This is a genomic window from Pseudomonas sp. SbOxS1, from assembly GCF_013416725.1.
In the GTDB taxonomy this organism is placed as follows: domain Bacteria; phylum Pseudomonadota; class Gammaproteobacteria; order Pseudomonadales; family Pseudomonadaceae; genus Aquipseudomonas.
On record NZ_JAAVXC010000012.1, the window covers coordinates 1 to 16,289 of the forward strand.

The following is a 16,289-nucleotide window of genomic DNA, read 5'->3' on the forward strand; positions in this document are numbered from 1 at the left end:
GAGGCGGCCTTAAAGCCGACCTGATCGGGAGCCGTACGCATTCCCCTTGTAGGAGCCAGCGGTGCGGCGATCCGACTTGCCGGCGAACCAGGCGCTGCGGTGTCTCTGATGCACCGCGTTATCGTTCTTCGCCGGCAAGCCTGGCTCCTACAGTGGGAACGCGCACAAACCTGCAATCAGGTCGGCTTTAAGGCCGCCTCGCTTTGGCGTTTGATCTTGATCTGGCTTTTGATTTTCTTGCCCCATCGCGGCGGGCCCACGGAGCNNCGAACGCCAGGGGCAAGAGCCCTTGGTTACTTGGGGCTCTTCCAAGTGACTCGCTGTAAAAGCGAAACCCTAAGTGGTCGTTACCGCAGGAATGGATATGTACTCCGACAACAAATAATAGGTCGGCTATCAGGCCGCCTTCGCTGGCAAGCCAGCTCCCACAATAGATCGGGTACAGCCGCGAGGGATTGGTCGGCTGTCAGGCCGCCATCGCTGGCAAGCCAGCTCCCACAGTAGATCAGGTGCATCCGAAAGCAATGAGGCGCCCCGACAAGCCAACTCCCGCATTGACCCCTCGCACCTCGAAATCAGCGTCTATGCTGGGCTAACCGATTACTCACCTTCACAGTGAACTGCCAGGAGACATCCATGGTACCCATGCCGCTGTCAGAGAAGGCCTTGTCCCGCGGGTTGCTCGATACATTGATTCGCGCTGGACTGATTGTCGTACTGGTGCTGTTCTGCTTCGAAATTTTCCGTCCGTTTCGCGACCTGATGCTGTGGTCGATCATCCTGGCGATCACGCTTTACCCGTTGCAAGAACGGCTCCGGGGCCCGCTGGGGCGCAAAGAAGGGCGCATTGCGACGCTGATCGTGCTGGTGGCCATCATCATCCTCATGGTGCCGATCTACCTGCTGGGCACCTCGATTGCCGATTCGGTCGAAAACGCCATGACCGTGGTCCGGGACGAGGGCATCCGCATTCCGCCACCGGCCGATTCCGTCGCCACATGGCCGCTGGTGGGTAAACCATTGTCGGCGCTGTGGCTGCAGGCAGCCACCGACCTACCGGGCCTGACGGCGAAGTACATACCGCAGATCAAGGATCTCAGCCTGTCGTTGCTGGGCAAGCTGGCCGGCGTCGGCATGGGTTTCCTGATGTTTATTTTCGCGCTGATCATTGCCGGGATCTTCATGGCCTACGGCGAAGCGGGTAGTCGCGCCTCGGTGCAGATCGCCTCGCGGATCAGCGGGCCGGAAAAAGGCCCCCAGGTGGCCACCTTGTGTACCGCAACCATCCGCGCCGTGGCGCTCGGGGTGGTCGGTATCGCGTTCATCCAGATGCTGCTGGTGGGGCTCGGGTTTGTGTTCAAGGGCGTTCCCGGTGCCGGGTTGCTGGCATTGGCGGTGCTGCTGCTGGGCATCATGCAGTTGCCAGCAACCCTGGTGACGGTGCCGGTCATAGCCTATGTGTTCGCCACCGAAGGGGCCAGCACTGCGACCATCGTGTTCGCCATCTACGTCTTCGTCGCGGGCCTGGTGGACAACGTGCTCAAGCCCTTGTTGCTGGGGCGCGGCGTCGACGTGCCAATGCCGGTGATATTGATCGGAGCCCTGGGCGGGATGGTCACCGGCGGCATCCTTGGCCTGTTCATCGGCCCGGTGGTGCTGGCGGTCGGGTATCAGCTGTTCTGGCAGTGGGTGCAGGATCCGTCGCCGCCGACGGTATAGGAGCAGAGGCGTTAGCGCCTCATCCGCAGGATCGAGCGTACAGGGACCGGCCTGCAGTTGGCGGTTCCTGGTTCAGAGCCCGAGGTAGCCGCAGTAGACAAGGGCCAACGTGGCGGCGATCCCGAAAGCCCCCAGCGCCTTAATGGTCGAGGGGTGCGCTGACAGGGGGTTGATCAAGCGCGGCAGGCGCGGATCCGAATAGGCGACCGGTTGGTAGCGCCCGCGCATGACTGCCAGGTAGGTATAGCGAAAGCCGATCAACAGGAACAGGCTCGCCAGGCTGAGGAGCAGGGTGGCAAAGGTAGTCGGTCCGGCCACCGTTACCGGGTGCTCTATGTCGCAGGCAGCGCTATCAACTTGCGCGACAGTGATTTGCCCATGGTCCTTCGAAGCCGGTGTTCCTTCATTGAGCAGCCTGGCCTGTTGCACCAGGTCCAGGGTCTGGTACTGCCAGAGTGTCGAAGAGCCTTCCCGGCAGTAAGTGAACGTGCCAGGGTTTGGGGCGGCAATGATGCACGCGTCGTCGATCCCGCGCTTTTTCAAGGTTTCCATGGCGGTTCTGGTGAAATCAAGATCCAGGACAGGAGCAATCCCTGTGGCTGAAACCGCGCCCGAGACCAGCAGACTCCCCACAACACCGATAGTCGAAGTTTTCAAGGCTGGATTTCCTGGTTTTTTATTGGCTTTATGTCAGGGACGCGGAGCTTGAATGAACCTGCCGTAGTGGAGTCTAGAACGCGTTAGTCATTTTGATTAGCATGCGCATTTAAAAAAATTTCGCTACAGACTATTCACAGTCATCGGCAACAGCCTTCTCGGCACGCTGGATTTCCTGTTTTATGTCGGTGGTGATTTTCTGTTCCTTGCGTTCCTGACCGAGGAACTTTTGCTCGCCCCGGGACTTGACCTCCGCATCTTCAGCATGGATCTGCGCTTCGATGGCAGCAGAATGCTGATCGATCACGGCATCGACCTCGGCTTCGTTCTTCGCGGTATCCAGCGCCGAAACCAGTTTACCGGCCTCGGCCTTCTCGGCTTCGGCATAGGCCTCGACCGACAACCCGGCGGCCAGGGCCCGCGCCTGTACTTCCAGGTCCTTGAGGTGCTGGCGCGCTAACGCACATACCGCTTCCTGGCGCTGACTCTGCTGCTCTTTCCAGTTGTTGAATCCATAGACAGCGGTACCGATGATAACGATCGTTGCAGCGACCCCCAGTAATTGGCCTTTCACATTCCATCCCCTCGAAAACAGCTTTTGGCAATGATTGCCCGAATCCATTCGGGGAATGAAAAGCGTAGCAGACTGGATGGCACTCAAGGTCCGTCCAGTTTGCTGGTAAGGATTTTCAAGAGAGCACTCGTGCCTACAGTGGACGACTTTCACTCGACTCGCTGGCGCAGCACCAGCGATTGCGTCCTTGTCGTTTGGCCACGTAGAGCAGGGCGTCAGCGTCTTTGATCAAGGTGGCCGGCGTCACGTCCTCGAAGCTCGGGCGGCGGGTGGTGATGCCCGCACTGGCCGTGACCCTGCCCAAGGGATGGGCGCAATGCTCGATGCCCAGTGCTCGAATGGCTTGCAGAATCTCTTCGGCGACCTGTGCGGCGCCTGCGCCATCGGTGTTGGGCAACAGCACCGTGAACTCCTCTCCACCATACCTGACGGCCAGGTCCCCGGGTCGTTTGACTGCCTTCTGGATCGCTGCCCCGACCGCGCCCAGGCAATCGTCGCCGGCAGCGTGCCCATAACTGTCGTTGTAGCGCTTGAAGTAATCGACGTCGAGCATGATCAGTGACAGCGTGGAGCCCTGGCGCGCAGCCAGGCGAATCTCTTCCAGCAGCGCAGTGTCCAGGCGTCGACGATTGCCCAGGCCCGTCAGGCTGTCGGTCAACGCCATCTCGTGCATGGCCTGGTGCGCGTGCCGCAATTTTCTTTCCGTCACCATTCTCTGGCGCAACTGGCTCAAGACGATGAGTCCGAACACCGCGAGCACCCCGATCAGGACCACCAGTACCCACCCGGTTTTCAGTAGATCCCGACGCCAGGGGGCGATGATGGATTCTCGAGAAAGCCCGGCTTCCACCACCAGCGGGTAGGTGGCCAACGCCCGGTAGCCATACAGGCGTTCGGTGTCGTCCACCACGGCCTTGACCTCGGCGATGCCTTGGCTGGCGTTGGGTAGATAACGCTTGAAAATCTCGCTGTCCGCCAGGCTTTTACCCACGACGGAGGCTATGAAGGGTCGCCGAACCAGGATGGTCCCGTCGCGCATGGCCAGGACCAGGGCGCCCTTGCCATCGATCTTGAAGTCGCCGTAATAGTCGACGAAGTAGCTGACCTTGATCGTCCCGAGGAGCACGCCGGCGAAGGTGCCATCCAGATGGTTCAAGCGGCGGGAGATGGGGATGATCAGGTCGTTGGTGGATCGGCTCTTGACCACCGCACCGATGCGCACGTTCTTATCGTCATGGGTGCGGTGATACTGGAAGTAATCGCGGTCGGCGTTGTTCGCCGGCTCCGGCGTGGTCTCCTTGTCCGTCACGATCCATTGCCCGTCCGCGCCATAGATGAACAGGCCATGCAGTTGCGGCATTATTTTCGATTGCTGGACCAGCAGCTTGTGAATGCGCGGCACGTTGATGTTCTGCAAACCGTCGCCTTCCACCCGTTCCCCAAGCGCGGCGGTCAGTACATCCACTTGCCGGATGGCATCTTCGGCATGTTGCGCCGTGGCTCGCGCCAGGTTCGTCACGGAGTCGCGGGCAGCGTCGAAGGCTGATCGATAATCGCGCCAGGTCCGCCAACCCTCAACCGCGAGAAACGCCACGACTACCACCAGCATGAAGCTCACCGTGAGGCGGAACACAGCGCCCGCGCGCACGGTTGTCGAAGAGACAGGTTCAACGTCGCCATCCCCCCTGGGTGGTGGCTGCTTGCGTCCGGGCATCAACATCTCCTTTTGCGAGCGGTCTGAGCACGCCGCTCGCCATTTTCAGGCGGCCAGGCTCGCCGATGGGCAGCCTGGGTTACTACAAATGACACTTGGGTGCGCACTTGCGTTCCGCAACCCGCTGGCTGAGATCGCACGAAAATTGGTGACTCGTGGGTGCATCGACCAGTCCCACTCACAATAGCAGTCGATCATGCCCGCAAAGACCTGGCATTTATCGCAAGCGCCAAAAACAACTCCAAGATGGCCACACTCCATGCACCCGTTACGACAAAGCCTGCACAACGAACTGCACGCGCGCCCATCACTGTATTTCGATGAGCCGGCCCATGTGTTTCACCTGGCTTTCCTCGGCAGCGAGCAGGTGTGCAATACCTTTCTTCAAGGCTGCTGCCTTGACTCCCTCGATCTGCACGCCGCCCAAGGCATTACCCGGCTCGATGGCCACGCGCTGAAATGGGAGCGCCATGCCGAGTTTTTCACCCTGACCCTGGTGGTCACGTCCTCCTGCGATGAGTTGGCCTGGACGGAGCTGCCCGACGTGTTGGCGCGAAAAATCCAGGCGTATTTGCCGACGCTGATCAGTTCGGTGCAGATCGTGGTGCGTGGTGAAGCGCAGCTGGATCTCTCGCGCTACGGTTTCAAGGACCCGTGCGGTTCGTGCGTGGGGGGTGGCGATGCCGTGGTCTGGAGCGATTTTCGTATCAGCGAGGATGGCAACAACCACCTATTGTTCATCAATCGGCGCCTGAACGCGTACCGCCAGGGCCGGATGATACGCCGCCTCCTGGAAATCGAGACTTACCGGATGATGGCCTCGTTATCCTTGACCATGGCCAAGGAGTTGAGCGCGCAGCTCGATGTTTTCGACAAGACCCTGGTCACCCTTTCCGAACGCAACGCCGACCCCGCCGGCAGTCATGCCAAGGCCCTGCTGGCGGATATCTCCAACCTGTCGGCCCAGGTGGTCAGCAGTACCGCGAAGACCCGCCACCGCTTCAGTGCCACCCAGGCCTATGCGCAATTGGTGTTCGAGCGCCTGGGTGAGTTGCGGGAAAGTCACGTCGGTGATTGCCAGCGCCTGGGCGTGTTTATCGAACGCCGCTTCAAACCTACCGTCAGGTATTGCACGGCCACCGAGCAGCGACTGGAGCATCTGGCCGAAAGCGTGGCCAACCTGGGCGACCTGTTGCAGGCGCGGGTCCAGGTGGAAATGGAAGAACAGAACTCGGAAATCCTCAAAAGCCTGAACGCCCGCGCCGATGCCCAGATCAAGATCCAGCGCGCTGTGGAAGGCCTGTCGATCATTGCCATCAGTTACTACCTGCTGAGTCTGCTCAAGCTGGGTTACTCGGGGCTGCATGTGCTCGGTGTGGCGCTGACCCCGCGCGAGGCCATGCTGGCCATGGCGCCGCTTGCGATCGGGATTCTTGCGTGGATCATTCTTCATATCAAGAAGGTTAAAGAGCATTGATCTTTCAGGTGTACATATCCATTCCTGCGGTAACGGCCACCTAGGGTTTCGCCCTTACGGCGAGTCACTTGGAACAGCCTGTAGGAGCGAGCATGCTCGCGATGGAGGTCAACGATGACGCGGGGAGCCTGACACCCCGCGGTGCCCTCAGGTTTTTCGCGAGCATGCTCGCTCCTACACGGCCCATCGTGGCCTCTCGAGGGGGCTAGAAAATCAACAGCCAAAGCAACAGCACAAGCGAGGCGGCCTTAAAGCCGACCTGATTACAGGTCTGTCCGCGATCCCATTGTGGGAGCCAGCCTGCTGGCGATGGTCGTCAACGATAACGCGCCCTGTCTGAATGATCGTGTTGTCTGGACGTCTATCGCCAGCAGGCTGGCTCCCACAGGGAATTGGGGGTATCTGCAAAGGTCAGATCGCCTTCAAGGTAGCCTTGCTTTGGCTTTTCTAGGCACTCGCATCGCTTTCATGCGCATCGGCAAAGGCCATGAGCACGTCCAGGTCGAGCACATCCAGCTTGATCCGCGAGATAAAGGCAGAGAAGGCCAGGTTGGCGGCGAGCAGGCGCAGGTCCGAGGCCCAGGCCGGTAGGTGGACCGGGCCCTGGAGCCAGCCGGACTCGAAGAGTGGGGCCAGGCGTACGGTGTCCCCCAGGCTCAGGCGCCCGGCGAACAGGTAGCCCACCAGCTCCGGGCGGTTGTCGCGGATCGCGATGCGCAGCAGGGTGTGCACGCCGAGCAAACCGGTCAGGTAGGCCGCATCCTTGGTGAACGCCGAACCGCCACGCAGGTCGGCGCCGCGAAACACCCGCTGGGTCGAGCGGAAAGACTCTTCCTGGGTCTGGCCGGCAGCGAGGAAACCTTCGAACACCTGGATGAAATCGGCGCCATCGAGCGCCTGTTGCACCGCGAGCACGCGCAAGGCGAGGCGGCGCAGGCGGTTGATGTCCATGCTGCCGGTGAACAGCTCGGCCAGGGTGGCGATGCCTTCCTGGGTCTGGGTGGTGCGCGGCGCGCCCAGGCCAAGGCTCTTGAGGTTCGGTTGCAGCGCGCCGTTCTGCGCCGTGGCGACATGCACGAAAGCCTCGTGCTGCAACAGCTGGTTCTTGTCCAGTTGCGAAAACAGCGCGCTGGCCCGCAGGCGAATGCGGCTCGCCCCGGCGATGGCCTTGGCGGCCAGGGAAGGATCGAGCACCACGGTGATCCGGCCCGGGCCGAAGAAGCGATCCAGTTCCGGTTGCATCCAGGCGGCGAAGGCCTCGGCCGGGATCTCCGCCGGGCTTGGCGGAATTCGCGTACCGCCCAGAAGGGCGTCGGTGGTGTTGAGGAAAAAGTGGGCCGCGTCCAGCATGCTCAGGTTCAGGTTGGCGTAGTGGAAGTCCGGACGCCGGTACAGCGCAGACGAGTACTGGGTAAAAGCCGGAGTGCCGATGGCACCAAGCATGTGCCCGGCCGTGGCATAGCTGCGCGCTGTCATGGCCAGGTGGCGCCCGGCGGGATGTCCTTCATCGCAGCGGCCGATAAAGGCTTCGAGCGCGCCAATGTCGGTGCTGTGATCACGTGGGCGCAACTCGACCTCGGGCAATCGGGCTTGTCCGGCGCGCCAACGGGCCAGGAACGTTTCCTCGGCCCCCTCCGGCCAGGCTAGGGCATCCAGCACGCGGATCTTGCGCACCAGGCCGGGCAGGGCGGCATCGAGTTCGGACAGGGGAGCGCTGCTCACGCACATCTCCATGACAAATCAGGTTCAATCCTAAAAGCTTAGTCGGTGCCGCAGCGCCGCGGTGCGATTGCGCACGTTCGAATCGCCAGCGAAACAGGCTTTTCAAACTACACTGAAAATTTGTTGAAACCGCCCTGTGATAACAGACCGCTGCCTTGGCCTGTCTCAAAGGGCCCCAGGTTGACGCGGCCGTGCGAGGATGACTGCATGCAAGGCACAGGAGAGCAAAAGCGGGCACGCGTACTGGATCCGGTCGATCGTGTGACGGAAGTGATCTTTGGCCTGCTCATGGCAATGACCTTCACCGGAACCATCAGCGTGGCGACCTCTGGCCAGGAGGCGGAACGCACGATGATGTTCGCAGCGTTAGGGTGCAACCTGGCCTGGGGTCTGGCCGACGCGGTGATGTATCTACTGCGCAGCCTGATCGAGCGCACGCGTAAACGTACGCTGTTCACCGCCCTGCGCGGCGGAGCGGATGCGGCGACCGGGCAAGCGCTGATTGCTGACGCACTGCCACCGCGCCTGGTCGCGGCGGCCGGCCCCGAAGAGCTGGAGTCGTTGCGGCTGCGTTTGATCAAATTTGCCAACACGTCGGAACAGCCGCGTCTCACCTGGGAAGACATCAGGGGCGCGATCGGGGTTTTCCTGTTGGTGGTGGCTTCGACATTTCCCCTCGTGGTGCCGTTTCTGTTGCTCGACCAGACAGCGCTTGCCGTACGCCTGTCCAACCTGGTCGGGCTGGTGGTGCTGTTCATCGCCGGCTGGATACTGGCGCGCTACGCCGGCGCAAAGCCCTGGGTAGGTGGCGTTGCGCTGGCGGTCACTGGTGCCGTACTGATCGTCGCGATCATCGCGCTCGGTGGCTGAGCAGCCGGCAATGCCATTGTTTACCTGTCGACAACCTGTCTTGCTGAGGTCTTGGTCATGGCAAAGGACAAAAAGAAAGCCGCTAAAAGTTATCCCGCGCAAAGCCTGAAACTGAAGAACAAGGATTACCTTGAGCAACTGCGCCTGCTGCACGTCGAGCTGGTCAAACTGCAGGAATGGGTAAAAGCCAAGGGCATCAAGATCTGCATTGTCTTCGAGGGCCGCGACGGCGCTGGCAAGGGCGGGACGATCAAGGCACTGACCGAACGCGTGAGCCCGCGGGTGTTTCGCGTGGTGGCGCTACCGGCACCGACCGATCGGGAAAAAAGCCAGATGTACCTGCAACGCTACCTGCCGCACCTGCCCGCAGCCGGCGAGGTGGTGATCTTTGATCGCAGTTGGTACAACCGGGCGGGCGTGGAGCGGGTGATGGGGTTCTGCAGCAAGGAGCAGGTTGCCGGGTTCCTGAAAACGGTGCCCAACGTGGAACGGGCGATTGTCGATTCGGGCATTATCCTGCTCAAGTATTGGCTGGAAGTCAGTCCGGAAGAACAGACTCGCCGGCTGGAGGAACGCATCAAGGATGGACGCAAGATCTGGAAACTTTCCCCCATGGACCTCAAGTCATACAGCCGCTGGTATGACTATTCACGGGCGCGTGACGACATGTTCCAGACGACCGACACCGAGCACGCCCCCTGGCTGGTGGCCAACTCCAACGACAAGCGGCGAGCGCGCCTGAACATCATCTCTGATTTGCTCAGTCGCGTTCCCTACGAGGAAGTCGCGCGTGAGAAGGTGGTGTTGCCCAAGCGGCAGAAGCCCGGCGGTTATCGCGAACCGGATTATCCGTTGCGGCGAATTCCCGAAAAATTCTGACGGGCACTTCAAGCAGGCACTTCAAACAGAGTCAGGCGCTGGACACTAAAGGACCCCTGTCCCATGAGTCATTCGGATGCTTCGCCGCCCACCCCGGAACCGGGGCGCATTGCCCGCCGCGATACCAGCGGCGACAGCGGCTGGAGCCGTTGGCTGCCCGGGCTACGAACGCTGCGCGAGTACAAGATAGCCTGGTTGCGCCACGACATCATGGCCGGCCTGGTGCTCACCACCATGCTGGTGCCCGTTGGCATCGCCTACGCCGTGGCATCGGGCGTCCCCGGCATCTATGGCTTGTACGCGACCATTGTTCCACTCCTTGCGTATGCACTGTTCGGCCCCAGCCGGATCCTGGTTCTGGGGCCGGATTCCTCGCTGGCCGCCGTGATCCTCGCCGTCGTGCTGCCATTGTCCGGTGGCGACCCCCACCGCGCCGTCGCCCTGGCGAGCATGATGGCGATCGTGTCGGGCGCCGTGTGCATCCTGGCCGGCATCGCACGCCTGGGCTTCATCACCGAGCTGCTTTCCAAACCGATCCGCTACGGCTACATGAATGGCATCGCCGTGACGGTATTGATCAGTCAGTTGCCGAAAATGTTCGGTTTTTCGATCGAGTCCGCCGGCCCGATCAGAAACCTGTGGGCCATCGTCACCGGGGTGATGGAAGGCAAGGCCAACTGGACCACCTTCATGGTGGGCATCGGCACCCTGGCGGTGATCCTGCTGCTCAAAGGCAACAAGCGAATTCCGGGCATCCTGATCGCCGTGGCGGGTGCGACCGTCGTCGTGGGTGTGCTGGACCTTGCCACGGGCGCGGGCGTGTCGGTCCTTGGTGTGCTGCCACAAGGTTTGCCGGCGTTCGCGATCCCCTGGATCACCCGCGCCGACATTGTCCCGGTCATTATCGGCGGTTGCGCCGTGGCCCTTGTCTCGTTTGCCGACACCAGCGTGCTCTCACGGGTCTACGCGGCGCGCACCCGAACCTATGTCAACCCGAACCAGGAGATGGCGGGGCTGGGCTTTGCCAATCTGGCGGCGGGTTTTTTCCAGGGTTTTCCCATCAGCAGCAGTTCTTCACGGACGCCCGTAGCCGAAGCTGCCGGCTCCAAGACCCAGTTGACCGGCGTGGTCGGCGCACTGGCGGTGGCCGTGTTGCTGATGGTGGCGCCCAACCTGCTGCAGGACTTGCCCAACAGCGCACTGGCAGCCGTGGTGATTGCCTCGGCCATCGGCTTGATCGAAGTCGCCGACCTGCGTCGCATCTATCGTATGCAGCGCTGGGAGTTCTGGCTGTCGATCGCCTGCACCATCGGCGTCGCCGTGTTCGGTGCGATCGAGGGTATCGCCCTGGCCATTGTGATCGCCGTCATCGAATTCCTCTGGGATGGCTGGCGGCCGTACTCCGCCGTGCTGGGGCAAGCCGAAGGGATCAAGGGCTACCACGACATCCAGCGTTATCCGCACGCGCGGCTGATCCCCGGCCTGGTCCTGTTTCGCTGGGATGCGCCGTTGTTTTTCGCCAACGCCGAGCTGTTCAACGAGCGGGTGCTGAACGCCGTGGCGGCCTCGCCGACGCCGGTGCGTTGGTTGGTCGTGGCCGCGGAACCGGTCACCAGTGTCGACGTGACCTCGGCCGACATGCTGGCGGAGCTGGACGACACCCTGCACGCGGCGGGTATCAAGTTGTGCGTGGCGGAGATGAAAGACCCGGTCAAGGACAAACTCAAGCGCTTCGGCCTTTTCGCAAGGCTTGGCGAATCGGCGTTTTTTCCCACGATAGGCGAGGCGGTGGACAGCTATCTGGCGGCTCATGGCGAGCAATAGGAAGCGCGTACTTTCAAGGGCGGCCAGCCCAACGTGCTGGCGCCCTTGACTGCCCGGCGACTTACCAGAACTTGAAGGTGTAGGCGATTATCAGTCGATTCTCATCGACGTCGGTCGTGTCACTGCCGCGATACGTCACATTGCGCCAGCGCAGGCTCAGGTTGCGCAACGGTCCGCCCTGGATCACGTAGCCGATGTCGGTGTTGCGCTCCCACTCCTTGGCGCCAACGGCGCGAATCTCGAAGTCATCGCCGCGCATGTAGCGCGTCATCAAGGTCAGGCCAGGTATGCCCAAAGCGGCAAAGTCATAGTCGTAACGCAGTTGCCAGGAGTCTTCCCCGGCCCGCACGAAAGGCTGGTACGTGCCATTGTTCAAAGCCCATGGGTCGGCCACCAGCAGGTAGGGCAGGCCCGTGTCGCCATTCTGGTTCTGATAGCCCAGGCCCAGGGAGTGGCCGCGGCTGCTCAAGGTCAACATACCACCCAGGTAGCGGTTGTCGACGTTGGTCCGGCCCTCGTCATCGCTGCCGAAGTAGCGCACGTCGGCCTTCAGGTTGACGCTTTCGCTCAAAGGCGCCTTGTACAAGAGGCTGGCCGCATTCTGGCTGTAGTTGTCCTTGAGCTCGGCACGATAAATCGTGGCGCTGAGGCTGGGCAGGAAGGCGTAGGTAAAGCCGCCATAGTTGAAGCGGTCTGTGGGCACGCCACCGGTGGAACCGTCGGCCGCCATGCGCATGTCCTCGTAGTCGGACGAGTCGCGCTGGTGCGCCTGGCGAAATTGCCCGGCGGTGAGGCTCAGATCCTGGATATCGGTGGAGACCACCTGTCCACCGCGATAGGTCTGTGGCAGCAGGCGCGTGTCATTGCGAAACAGCACCGGCATCACCGGTTCATGGTTGCCGAGGGAGACGAGGGTCTTGGCGACCTTGAGCTTGGCAGTTGGTGCCAGGAAGCTGTACTCGTCGACCGGCTCGCCGGTGCGCTGGTTGCGCTGCAGCACGCCAGTGCCGCTGCTGCCGCCACCGGAGTCGAGCTTGACGCCCACCAGCCCCAGCATATCCAGGCCAACGCCAATCGTGCCCTCGGTGAACCCCGAATTACCGCGCAAAATGAAGCCTTGCGCCCAGTCTTCCGCCTTGCTCTGGGGCTTGCCGTCGTGACGCGGGCCGTCAAACAAACCGGCGTCCCGGTAATCACGATTCATGTAGAAATTTCGTGTCTCCAGGCTCAAGTGACTGTCGGCAATGATGTCTGCATGGGCCTGTGAAGCGAGCAGTAACGCAGTGACACAAGGGGCCTTGAAGGAATACCGGGCACGAGTCGGCCCGGCCAGATGCCCGGTGACGGGATTGGCTGTACGCATGATGAGAGGTTCCTGCCTGCTGTGAGTTGTTTTTGTTGTTCAGCCAGCCCCGGGAAGGGGGCTGTTTAGGGTTTCATGAACAATGACGCTTCGGCGAGGGCAGGAAGGTGGGGATCAGCCTATTGCGCCTCGTCGTCTTGCGGCTCGTCGCCGAGCGATATGGCGACCATGTCGCCTTGCAGCTTGTTGAGGTAATGCAGCAGGCTGACGCTGTCGTCGAAACTGAAGCCTTTCAACGCCTGCTGGTAAAACGTCTGGATTCGTTCCTGCAACGAGTCCCAGAAGGCCCGGCCGGTATCGGTCAGTTGCACCAGGCGCGCACGTCCGTCATCCGGGTGCGGCACGCGCAACACATGGTTGTCGCGCTCCATGCGCTTGAGTACGCCGTCCAGGCTCTGGCGACTGACGAACAGGTACTCGGTCAATTCAAAGAACGAGATTCCGCCTTCATACCGTTCACGGGACAGGGCGCCGAGCACGGCCCATTGCACCGTGCTGATGCCCATCTCTTTCTGGACTTGCCGCTGCAACACGTTGCCGGTCTGGAACAGCCGGAAAAACAGCGTGTTGGGTACGGATCGGGTATCGCTATTGTTCATTGATGTTCCTTATCGGCTCCGTCAGGGCGAGCACGGTTATATGAGCGCCCGACCTGATGGAGCAGGCAGGGCATCAATTGGGGACAAATTCACGCGCGATGATATTTTTCATGATCTGCGCGGTGCCGTCACCGATTTGCAGGCCAAGTACATCACGCAAGCGCTGGGCGAACGGCAGGTCCTCGCCGTAACCGGTGTGCCCATGGGCCAGCAGGCACTGCTTGACCACATCGAACGCCAGTTTCGGGCCCCACCACTTGTTCATGGCCGCTTCGGCATTGTGTGGCAGCTTATTATCCTTGAGCCACAGGGCGTAATAACACTGCAGGCGGGCAGCATGCACGTAGGTCTGCAATTCTGCCAGAGGGTGAGTCAAACCCTGGAACGAAGACAAGGCCTGGCCGAAGGCCTTGCGCTCGGTCAACCACTGCCAGGTTTCATCCAGCGATTGCTGGGCCAAGGCCAGGCATTGCAGGCCGATCAAGGCACGGCTGTAGTCAAAGCCCTGCATGACTTGCTTGAAGCCCTTGTTCTCATCGCCGAGGCGATGGTTGACCGGCACCTGCACATTGTCGAAAAAAATCGAGCCGCGACCGATGGCGCGCTCGCCGGCATCCTCGAAGCGGGTCGTGCTGATGCCGGGCAGGTTCATCGGCACCAGGAACGCGCTGATACCGCTGGCGCGTTGCTCCACGGTGCCGGTGCGGGCGAAGACCACGGCGACGTCGGCCTGGTCGGCCATGGAAATCGACGTTTTCTCGCCGTTGAGCACATAGACATCGCCCTTGAGCTCGGCCTTCAGGCGCAGGCTGGCGGCATCCGATCCGCCGCTGGGTTCGGTCAGGGCGATACAGGCGACCTTGCGCCCGGCGGTCATTTCACCCAGCCATTCCCGGGCCAGGGAGGAGTCGGCGTAGTGGGCGATGATCTGGCCGTTGAGGGACGTCAGCAGCGGGATGTACGCCACGTTGAAGTCGCCACGGGCCAGTTCTTCGATGATCAGGCCGGCGGTGACGCAGTCCAGGCCGCTGCCGCCGAATTCTTCCGGCAGTTCACCGCCGAGCAGGCCCATCTCGCCCATTTGGGCAATGACTTCGCGCTCGATGCGGCCATCGCGATCCCGTTGGCGGTAACCGGGGGCGAGGACGTCGGCGCTGAATCGGGCAACGCTTTCGCGGATGGCATTTTGTTGTTCTGTGAAGGCGAAATTCATGATGCTCTCCAGGCCATTCGGGTGCTGTGCCGGCAGCGCAATGGCTGCCGGCGCAGGGATCATTTGTAGAATTTACGGAACTCGGGCTTGCGCTTTTCCTTGAAAGCCGCCACGCCTTCCTTCGACTCCTCGGTGTCGTAGTACAGGCTCAGGGCCTGCATGCCGAGGCCGCCGATGCCGCCGATGTTGGCGCTGTCGGCATTGAACGAGCGCTTGGCGATGGACAGCGCGGTCGGGCTCTTCTCGAGAATTTCCTCGCACCACTTCTGTACTTCTTCATCGAGCTGCTCGTGAGGCACCACGGCGTTGACCAGGCCCCAGTCCAGCGCCTGCTGCGCGCTGTACTTGCGGCACAGGTACCAGATCTCGCGGGCGCGTTTTTCGCCGATCAGGCGCGACAGGTAGGCGGTGCCGTAACCCGGGTCGACCGAGCCGACCTTGGGGCCGACCTGGCCGAACACCGCTTTGTCGGAGGCGATGCTCAGGTCGCAGACCACATGCAGCACATGCCCGCCACCGATGGCAAAGCCGTTGACCCGCGCGATCACCGGCTTGGGCACTTCGCGGATCAGGTTCTGCAGTTCTTCGACCGGCAGGCCGATCAGGCCGCGACCGTCGTACTGGCCTTCATGGGCGCCCTGGTCGCCGCCGGTGCAGAAGGCCTTGTCGCCAGCGCCGGTGAAGACGATGACGCCGATTTCCTTGTTCCAGCCGGCACGGTTGAACGCGTCGAGCAGTTCCATGCAAGTCTGGCCGCGAAACGCGTTGTAGCGCTCGGGGCGGTTGATGGTGATGGTCGCGACGCCGTTGAGTTCGTGGTACAGGATGTCTTCGTAGTTCATTGCATGCTCTCCCATTTGAGTGTGGTCTGGCTTAGCCAGCCATCGTCAGGCCACCGGACACGCTGATCACTTGACCGGTAATGAAGTTGGCATCGTCGCTGGCGAGCAGGGCGATGATTCCCGGGTAGTCTTCCGGCTGGCCGAGGCGACGCATCGGCACGGCATTCTTGAAGGCTTCCAGGAGTTTTTCCGGGTTGTTGGAGGTGTCGGCCACGCTCTTGAGCAGCGCGGTGTCGGTGGGGCCCGGGCAAACCACATTGACGTTAACGCCCTTGGTCGCCAGCTCCCGCGCCAGGGTCTTGCTCAAGCCCACCAGGCCCGCCTTGCAGGCGGCGTACACGGCCTCGCCCGAGGAACCGACGCGGGCGGCATCGGAGGCGACGTTGATGACTTTGCCGCCACCGGCCTCGAGCATTTTCGGCAATACCACGTGGTGCATGTTCAGGGCGCCGGTCAGGTTGATCGAAATCAACTGTTCCCACTGCTTGGGCTCGGTCTTGAGGAACGGCATGAAGCGGTCGAAACCGGCGTTGTTGACCAATACCGTCGGCACGCCCAGGTCTTTTTCGATGGCGGCCACGGTGTCGGTGATGGCGGCGTAATCGGTGATGTCGGCGGCGTAGGCAACGGCCTTGCCACCGGCTTCGCGGATCAGGTCGACGGTGGTTTGTGCAGCGCTGCTGTCGCGATCGAGCACCGCCACCAGGCTACCTTCGGCGGCGAAGCGCAGGCACACGGCGCGACCGATGCCGCCGCCACCGCCGGTGATGATGACGGTTTTTCCATTCAGGCCTTTCATAGGGGCATTCTCCAATTATTGATTTGCGCGATTTGAG

Annotated in this window: 14 protein-coding genes and 1 pseudogene; 6 read left to right on the plus strand and 9 right to left on the minus strand. The window is 61.6% G+C overall.

The features are described from left to right. Positions 1–636: 636 nt before the first annotated feature. The gene (locus tag HFK74_RS15215; protein ID WP_180204218.1) at positions 637–1,719 is read left to right on the plus strand and encodes an AI-2E family transporter; all 1,083 of its coding nucleotides are present in this window, start codon (positions 637–639) and stop codon (positions 1,717–1,719) included. A 72-nt stretch (positions 1,720–1,791) separates the two neighbouring features. Here HFK74_RS15215 and HFK74_RS15220 read toward each other — a convergent pair whose 3' ends face one another. The 3 genes from HFK74_RS15220 to HFK74_RS15230 form a co-directional block, all read right to left on the minus strand. After that, positions 1,792–2,376: a hypothetical protein gene (locus HFK74_RS15220; RefSeq protein ID WP_180204219.1), complete on the minus strand. Its 585-nt coding sequence runs from the start codon at positions 2,374–2,376 to the stop codon at positions 1,792–1,794. A gap of 130 nt (positions 2,377–2,506) precedes the next feature. Beyond that, positions 2,507–2,950, minus strand: coding sequence for a hypothetical protein (locus HFK74_RS15225; RefSeq protein ID WP_180204220.1), 444 nt, complete (start codon positions 2,948–2,950; stop codon positions 2,507–2,509). 133 nt (positions 2,951–3,083) lie between these two features. Then, the gene (locus HFK74_RS15230; protein WP_180204221.1) at positions 3,084–4,664 is read right to left on the minus strand and encodes a sensor domain-containing diguanylate cyclase; all 1,581 of its coding nucleotides are present in this window, start codon (positions 4,662–4,664) and stop codon (positions 3,084–3,086) included. A 259-nt stretch (positions 4,665–4,923) separates the two neighbouring features. Between HFK74_RS15230 and HFK74_RS15235 the strand changes: the two genes are divergently transcribed. Then, positions 4,924–6,141 carry a DUF3422 domain-containing protein gene (locus HFK74_RS15235; protein WP_180204222.1) on the plus strand — a complete coding sequence of 406 codons (1,218 nt, stop codon included), beginning with the start codon at positions 4,924–4,926 and terminating at the stop codon, positions 6,139–6,141. Positions 6,142–6,233: 92 nt separating this feature from the next. Next, a pseudogene (locus tag HFK74_RS33425) lies at positions 6,234–6,320 on the plus strand (outer membrane lipoprotein carrier protein LolA); the annotation flags it as partial. 268 nt (positions 6,321–6,588) lie between these two features. On the opposite strand, the gene HFK74_RS15240 reads toward HFK74_RS33425, so the two are convergent. Beyond that, positions 6,589–7,863 carry a flavohemoglobin expression-modulating QEGLA motif protein gene (locus HFK74_RS15240; RefSeq protein ID WP_180204223.1) on the minus strand — a complete coding sequence of 425 codons (1,275 nt, stop codon included), beginning with the start codon at positions 7,861–7,863 and terminating at the stop codon, positions 6,589–6,591. Positions 7,864–8,070: 207 nt separating this feature from the next. On the opposite strand from HFK74_RS15240, the gene HFK74_RS15245 reads away from it, so the two are divergent. The 3 genes from HFK74_RS15245 to HFK74_RS15255 all read left to right on the plus strand — a co-directional run bounded on the left by HFK74_RS15245 (position 8,071) and on the right by HFK74_RS15255 (position 11,436). Further along, positions 8,071–8,733, plus strand: coding sequence for a hypothetical protein (locus HFK74_RS15245; RefSeq protein WP_180204224.1), 663 nt, complete (start codon positions 8,071–8,073; stop codon positions 8,731–8,733). A gap of 57 nt (positions 8,734–8,790) precedes the next feature. Next, entirely contained in the window at positions 8,791–9,612 is an 822-nt protein-coding gene (ppk2, locus tag HFK74_RS15250; protein ID WP_180204225.1) for a polyphosphate kinase 2, read from the plus strand. A gap of 63 nt (positions 9,613–9,675) precedes the next feature. Next, complete coding sequence (locus HFK74_RS15255) at positions 9,676–11,436, plus strand: SulP family inorganic anion transporter (RefSeq protein ID WP_180204226.1); 1,761 nt, start codon at positions 9,676–9,678, stop codon at positions 11,434–11,436. 61 nt (positions 11,437–11,497) lie between these two features. Here HFK74_RS15255 and HFK74_RS15260 read toward each other — a convergent pair whose 3' ends face one another. The 5 genes from HFK74_RS15260 to HFK74_RS15280 form a co-directional block, all read right to left on the minus strand. Further along, positions 11,498–12,799, minus strand: coding sequence for an OprD family porin (locus HFK74_RS15260; protein ID WP_180204227.1), 1,302 nt, complete (start codon positions 12,797–12,799; stop codon positions 11,498–11,500). Between the two features lie 119 nt (positions 12,800–12,918). Next, the gene (locus tag HFK74_RS15265; RefSeq protein ID WP_008062357.1) at positions 12,919–13,398 is read right to left on the minus strand and encodes a MarR family winged helix-turn-helix transcriptional regulator; all 480 of its coding nucleotides are present in this window, start codon (positions 13,396–13,398) and stop codon (positions 12,919–12,921) included. A gap of 73 nt (positions 13,399–13,471) precedes the next feature. After that, entirely contained in the window at positions 13,472–14,611 is a 1,140-nt protein-coding gene (aliB, locus tag HFK74_RS15270; RefSeq protein WP_032831823.1) for a cyclohexanecarboxyl-CoA dehydrogenase, read from the minus strand. Between the two features lie 59 nt (positions 14,612–14,670). After that, positions 14,671–15,453, minus strand: coding sequence for an enoyl-CoA hydratase-related protein (locus tag HFK74_RS15275; protein ID WP_180204228.1), 783 nt, complete (start codon positions 15,451–15,453; stop codon positions 14,671–14,673). A gap of 31 nt (positions 15,454–15,484) precedes the next feature. Continuing rightward, positions 15,485–16,252, minus strand: coding sequence for an SDR family NAD(P)-dependent oxidoreductase (locus HFK74_RS15280; protein WP_180204229.1), 768 nt, complete (start codon positions 16,250–16,252; stop codon positions 15,485–15,487). Positions 16,253–16,289 lie beyond the last annotated feature (37 nt).

What these genes read in the sequence shown, in the direction of transcription:
- HFK74_RS15235 (WP_180204222.1), top strand. Translation starts at nt 4,924, where the DNA reads ATGCACCCGTTACGACAAAGCCTGCACAACGAACTGCACGCGCGCCCA.
- HFK74_RS15215 (WP_180204218.1), top strand. Translation starts at nt 637, where the DNA reads ATGGTACCCATGCCGCTGTCAGAGAAGGCCTTGTCCCGCGGGTTGCTC.
- HFK74_RS15280 (WP_180204229.1), bottom strand. Translation starts at nt 16,252, where the DNA reads ATGAAAGGCCTGAATGGAAAAACCGTCATCATCACCGGCGGTGGCGGC.
- HFK74_RS15255 (WP_180204226.1), top strand. Translation starts at nt 9,676, where the DNA reads ATGAGTCATTCGGATGCTTCGCCGCCCACCCCGGAACCGGGGCGCATT.
- aliB (WP_032831823.1), bottom strand. Translation starts at nt 14,611, where the DNA reads ATGAATTTCGCCTTCACAGAACAACAAAATGCCATCCGCGAAAGCGTT.
- HFK74_RS15260 (WP_180204227.1), bottom strand. Translation starts at nt 12,799, where the DNA reads ATGCGTACAGCCAATCCCGTCACCGGGCATCTGGCCGGGCCGACTCGT.
- HFK74_RS15275 (WP_180204228.1), bottom strand. Translation starts at nt 15,453, where the DNA reads ATGAACTACGAAGACATCCTGTACCACGAACTCAACGGCGTCGCGACC.
- ppk2 (WP_180204225.1), top strand. Translation starts at nt 8,791, where the DNA reads ATGGCAAAGGACAAAAAGAAAGCCGCTAAAAGTTATCCCGCGCAAAGC.
- HFK74_RS15230 (WP_180204221.1), bottom strand. Translation starts at nt 4,664, where the DNA reads ATGCCCGGACGCAAGCAGCCACCACCCAGGGGGGATGGCGACGTTGAA.
- HFK74_RS15265 (WP_008062357.1), bottom strand. Translation starts at nt 13,398, where the DNA reads ATGAACAATAGCGATACCCGATCCGTACCCAACACGCTGTTTTTCCGG.
- HFK74_RS15245 (WP_180204224.1), top strand. Translation starts at nt 8,071, where the DNA reads ATGCAAGGCACAGGAGAGCAAAAGCGGGCACGCGTACTGGATCCGGTC.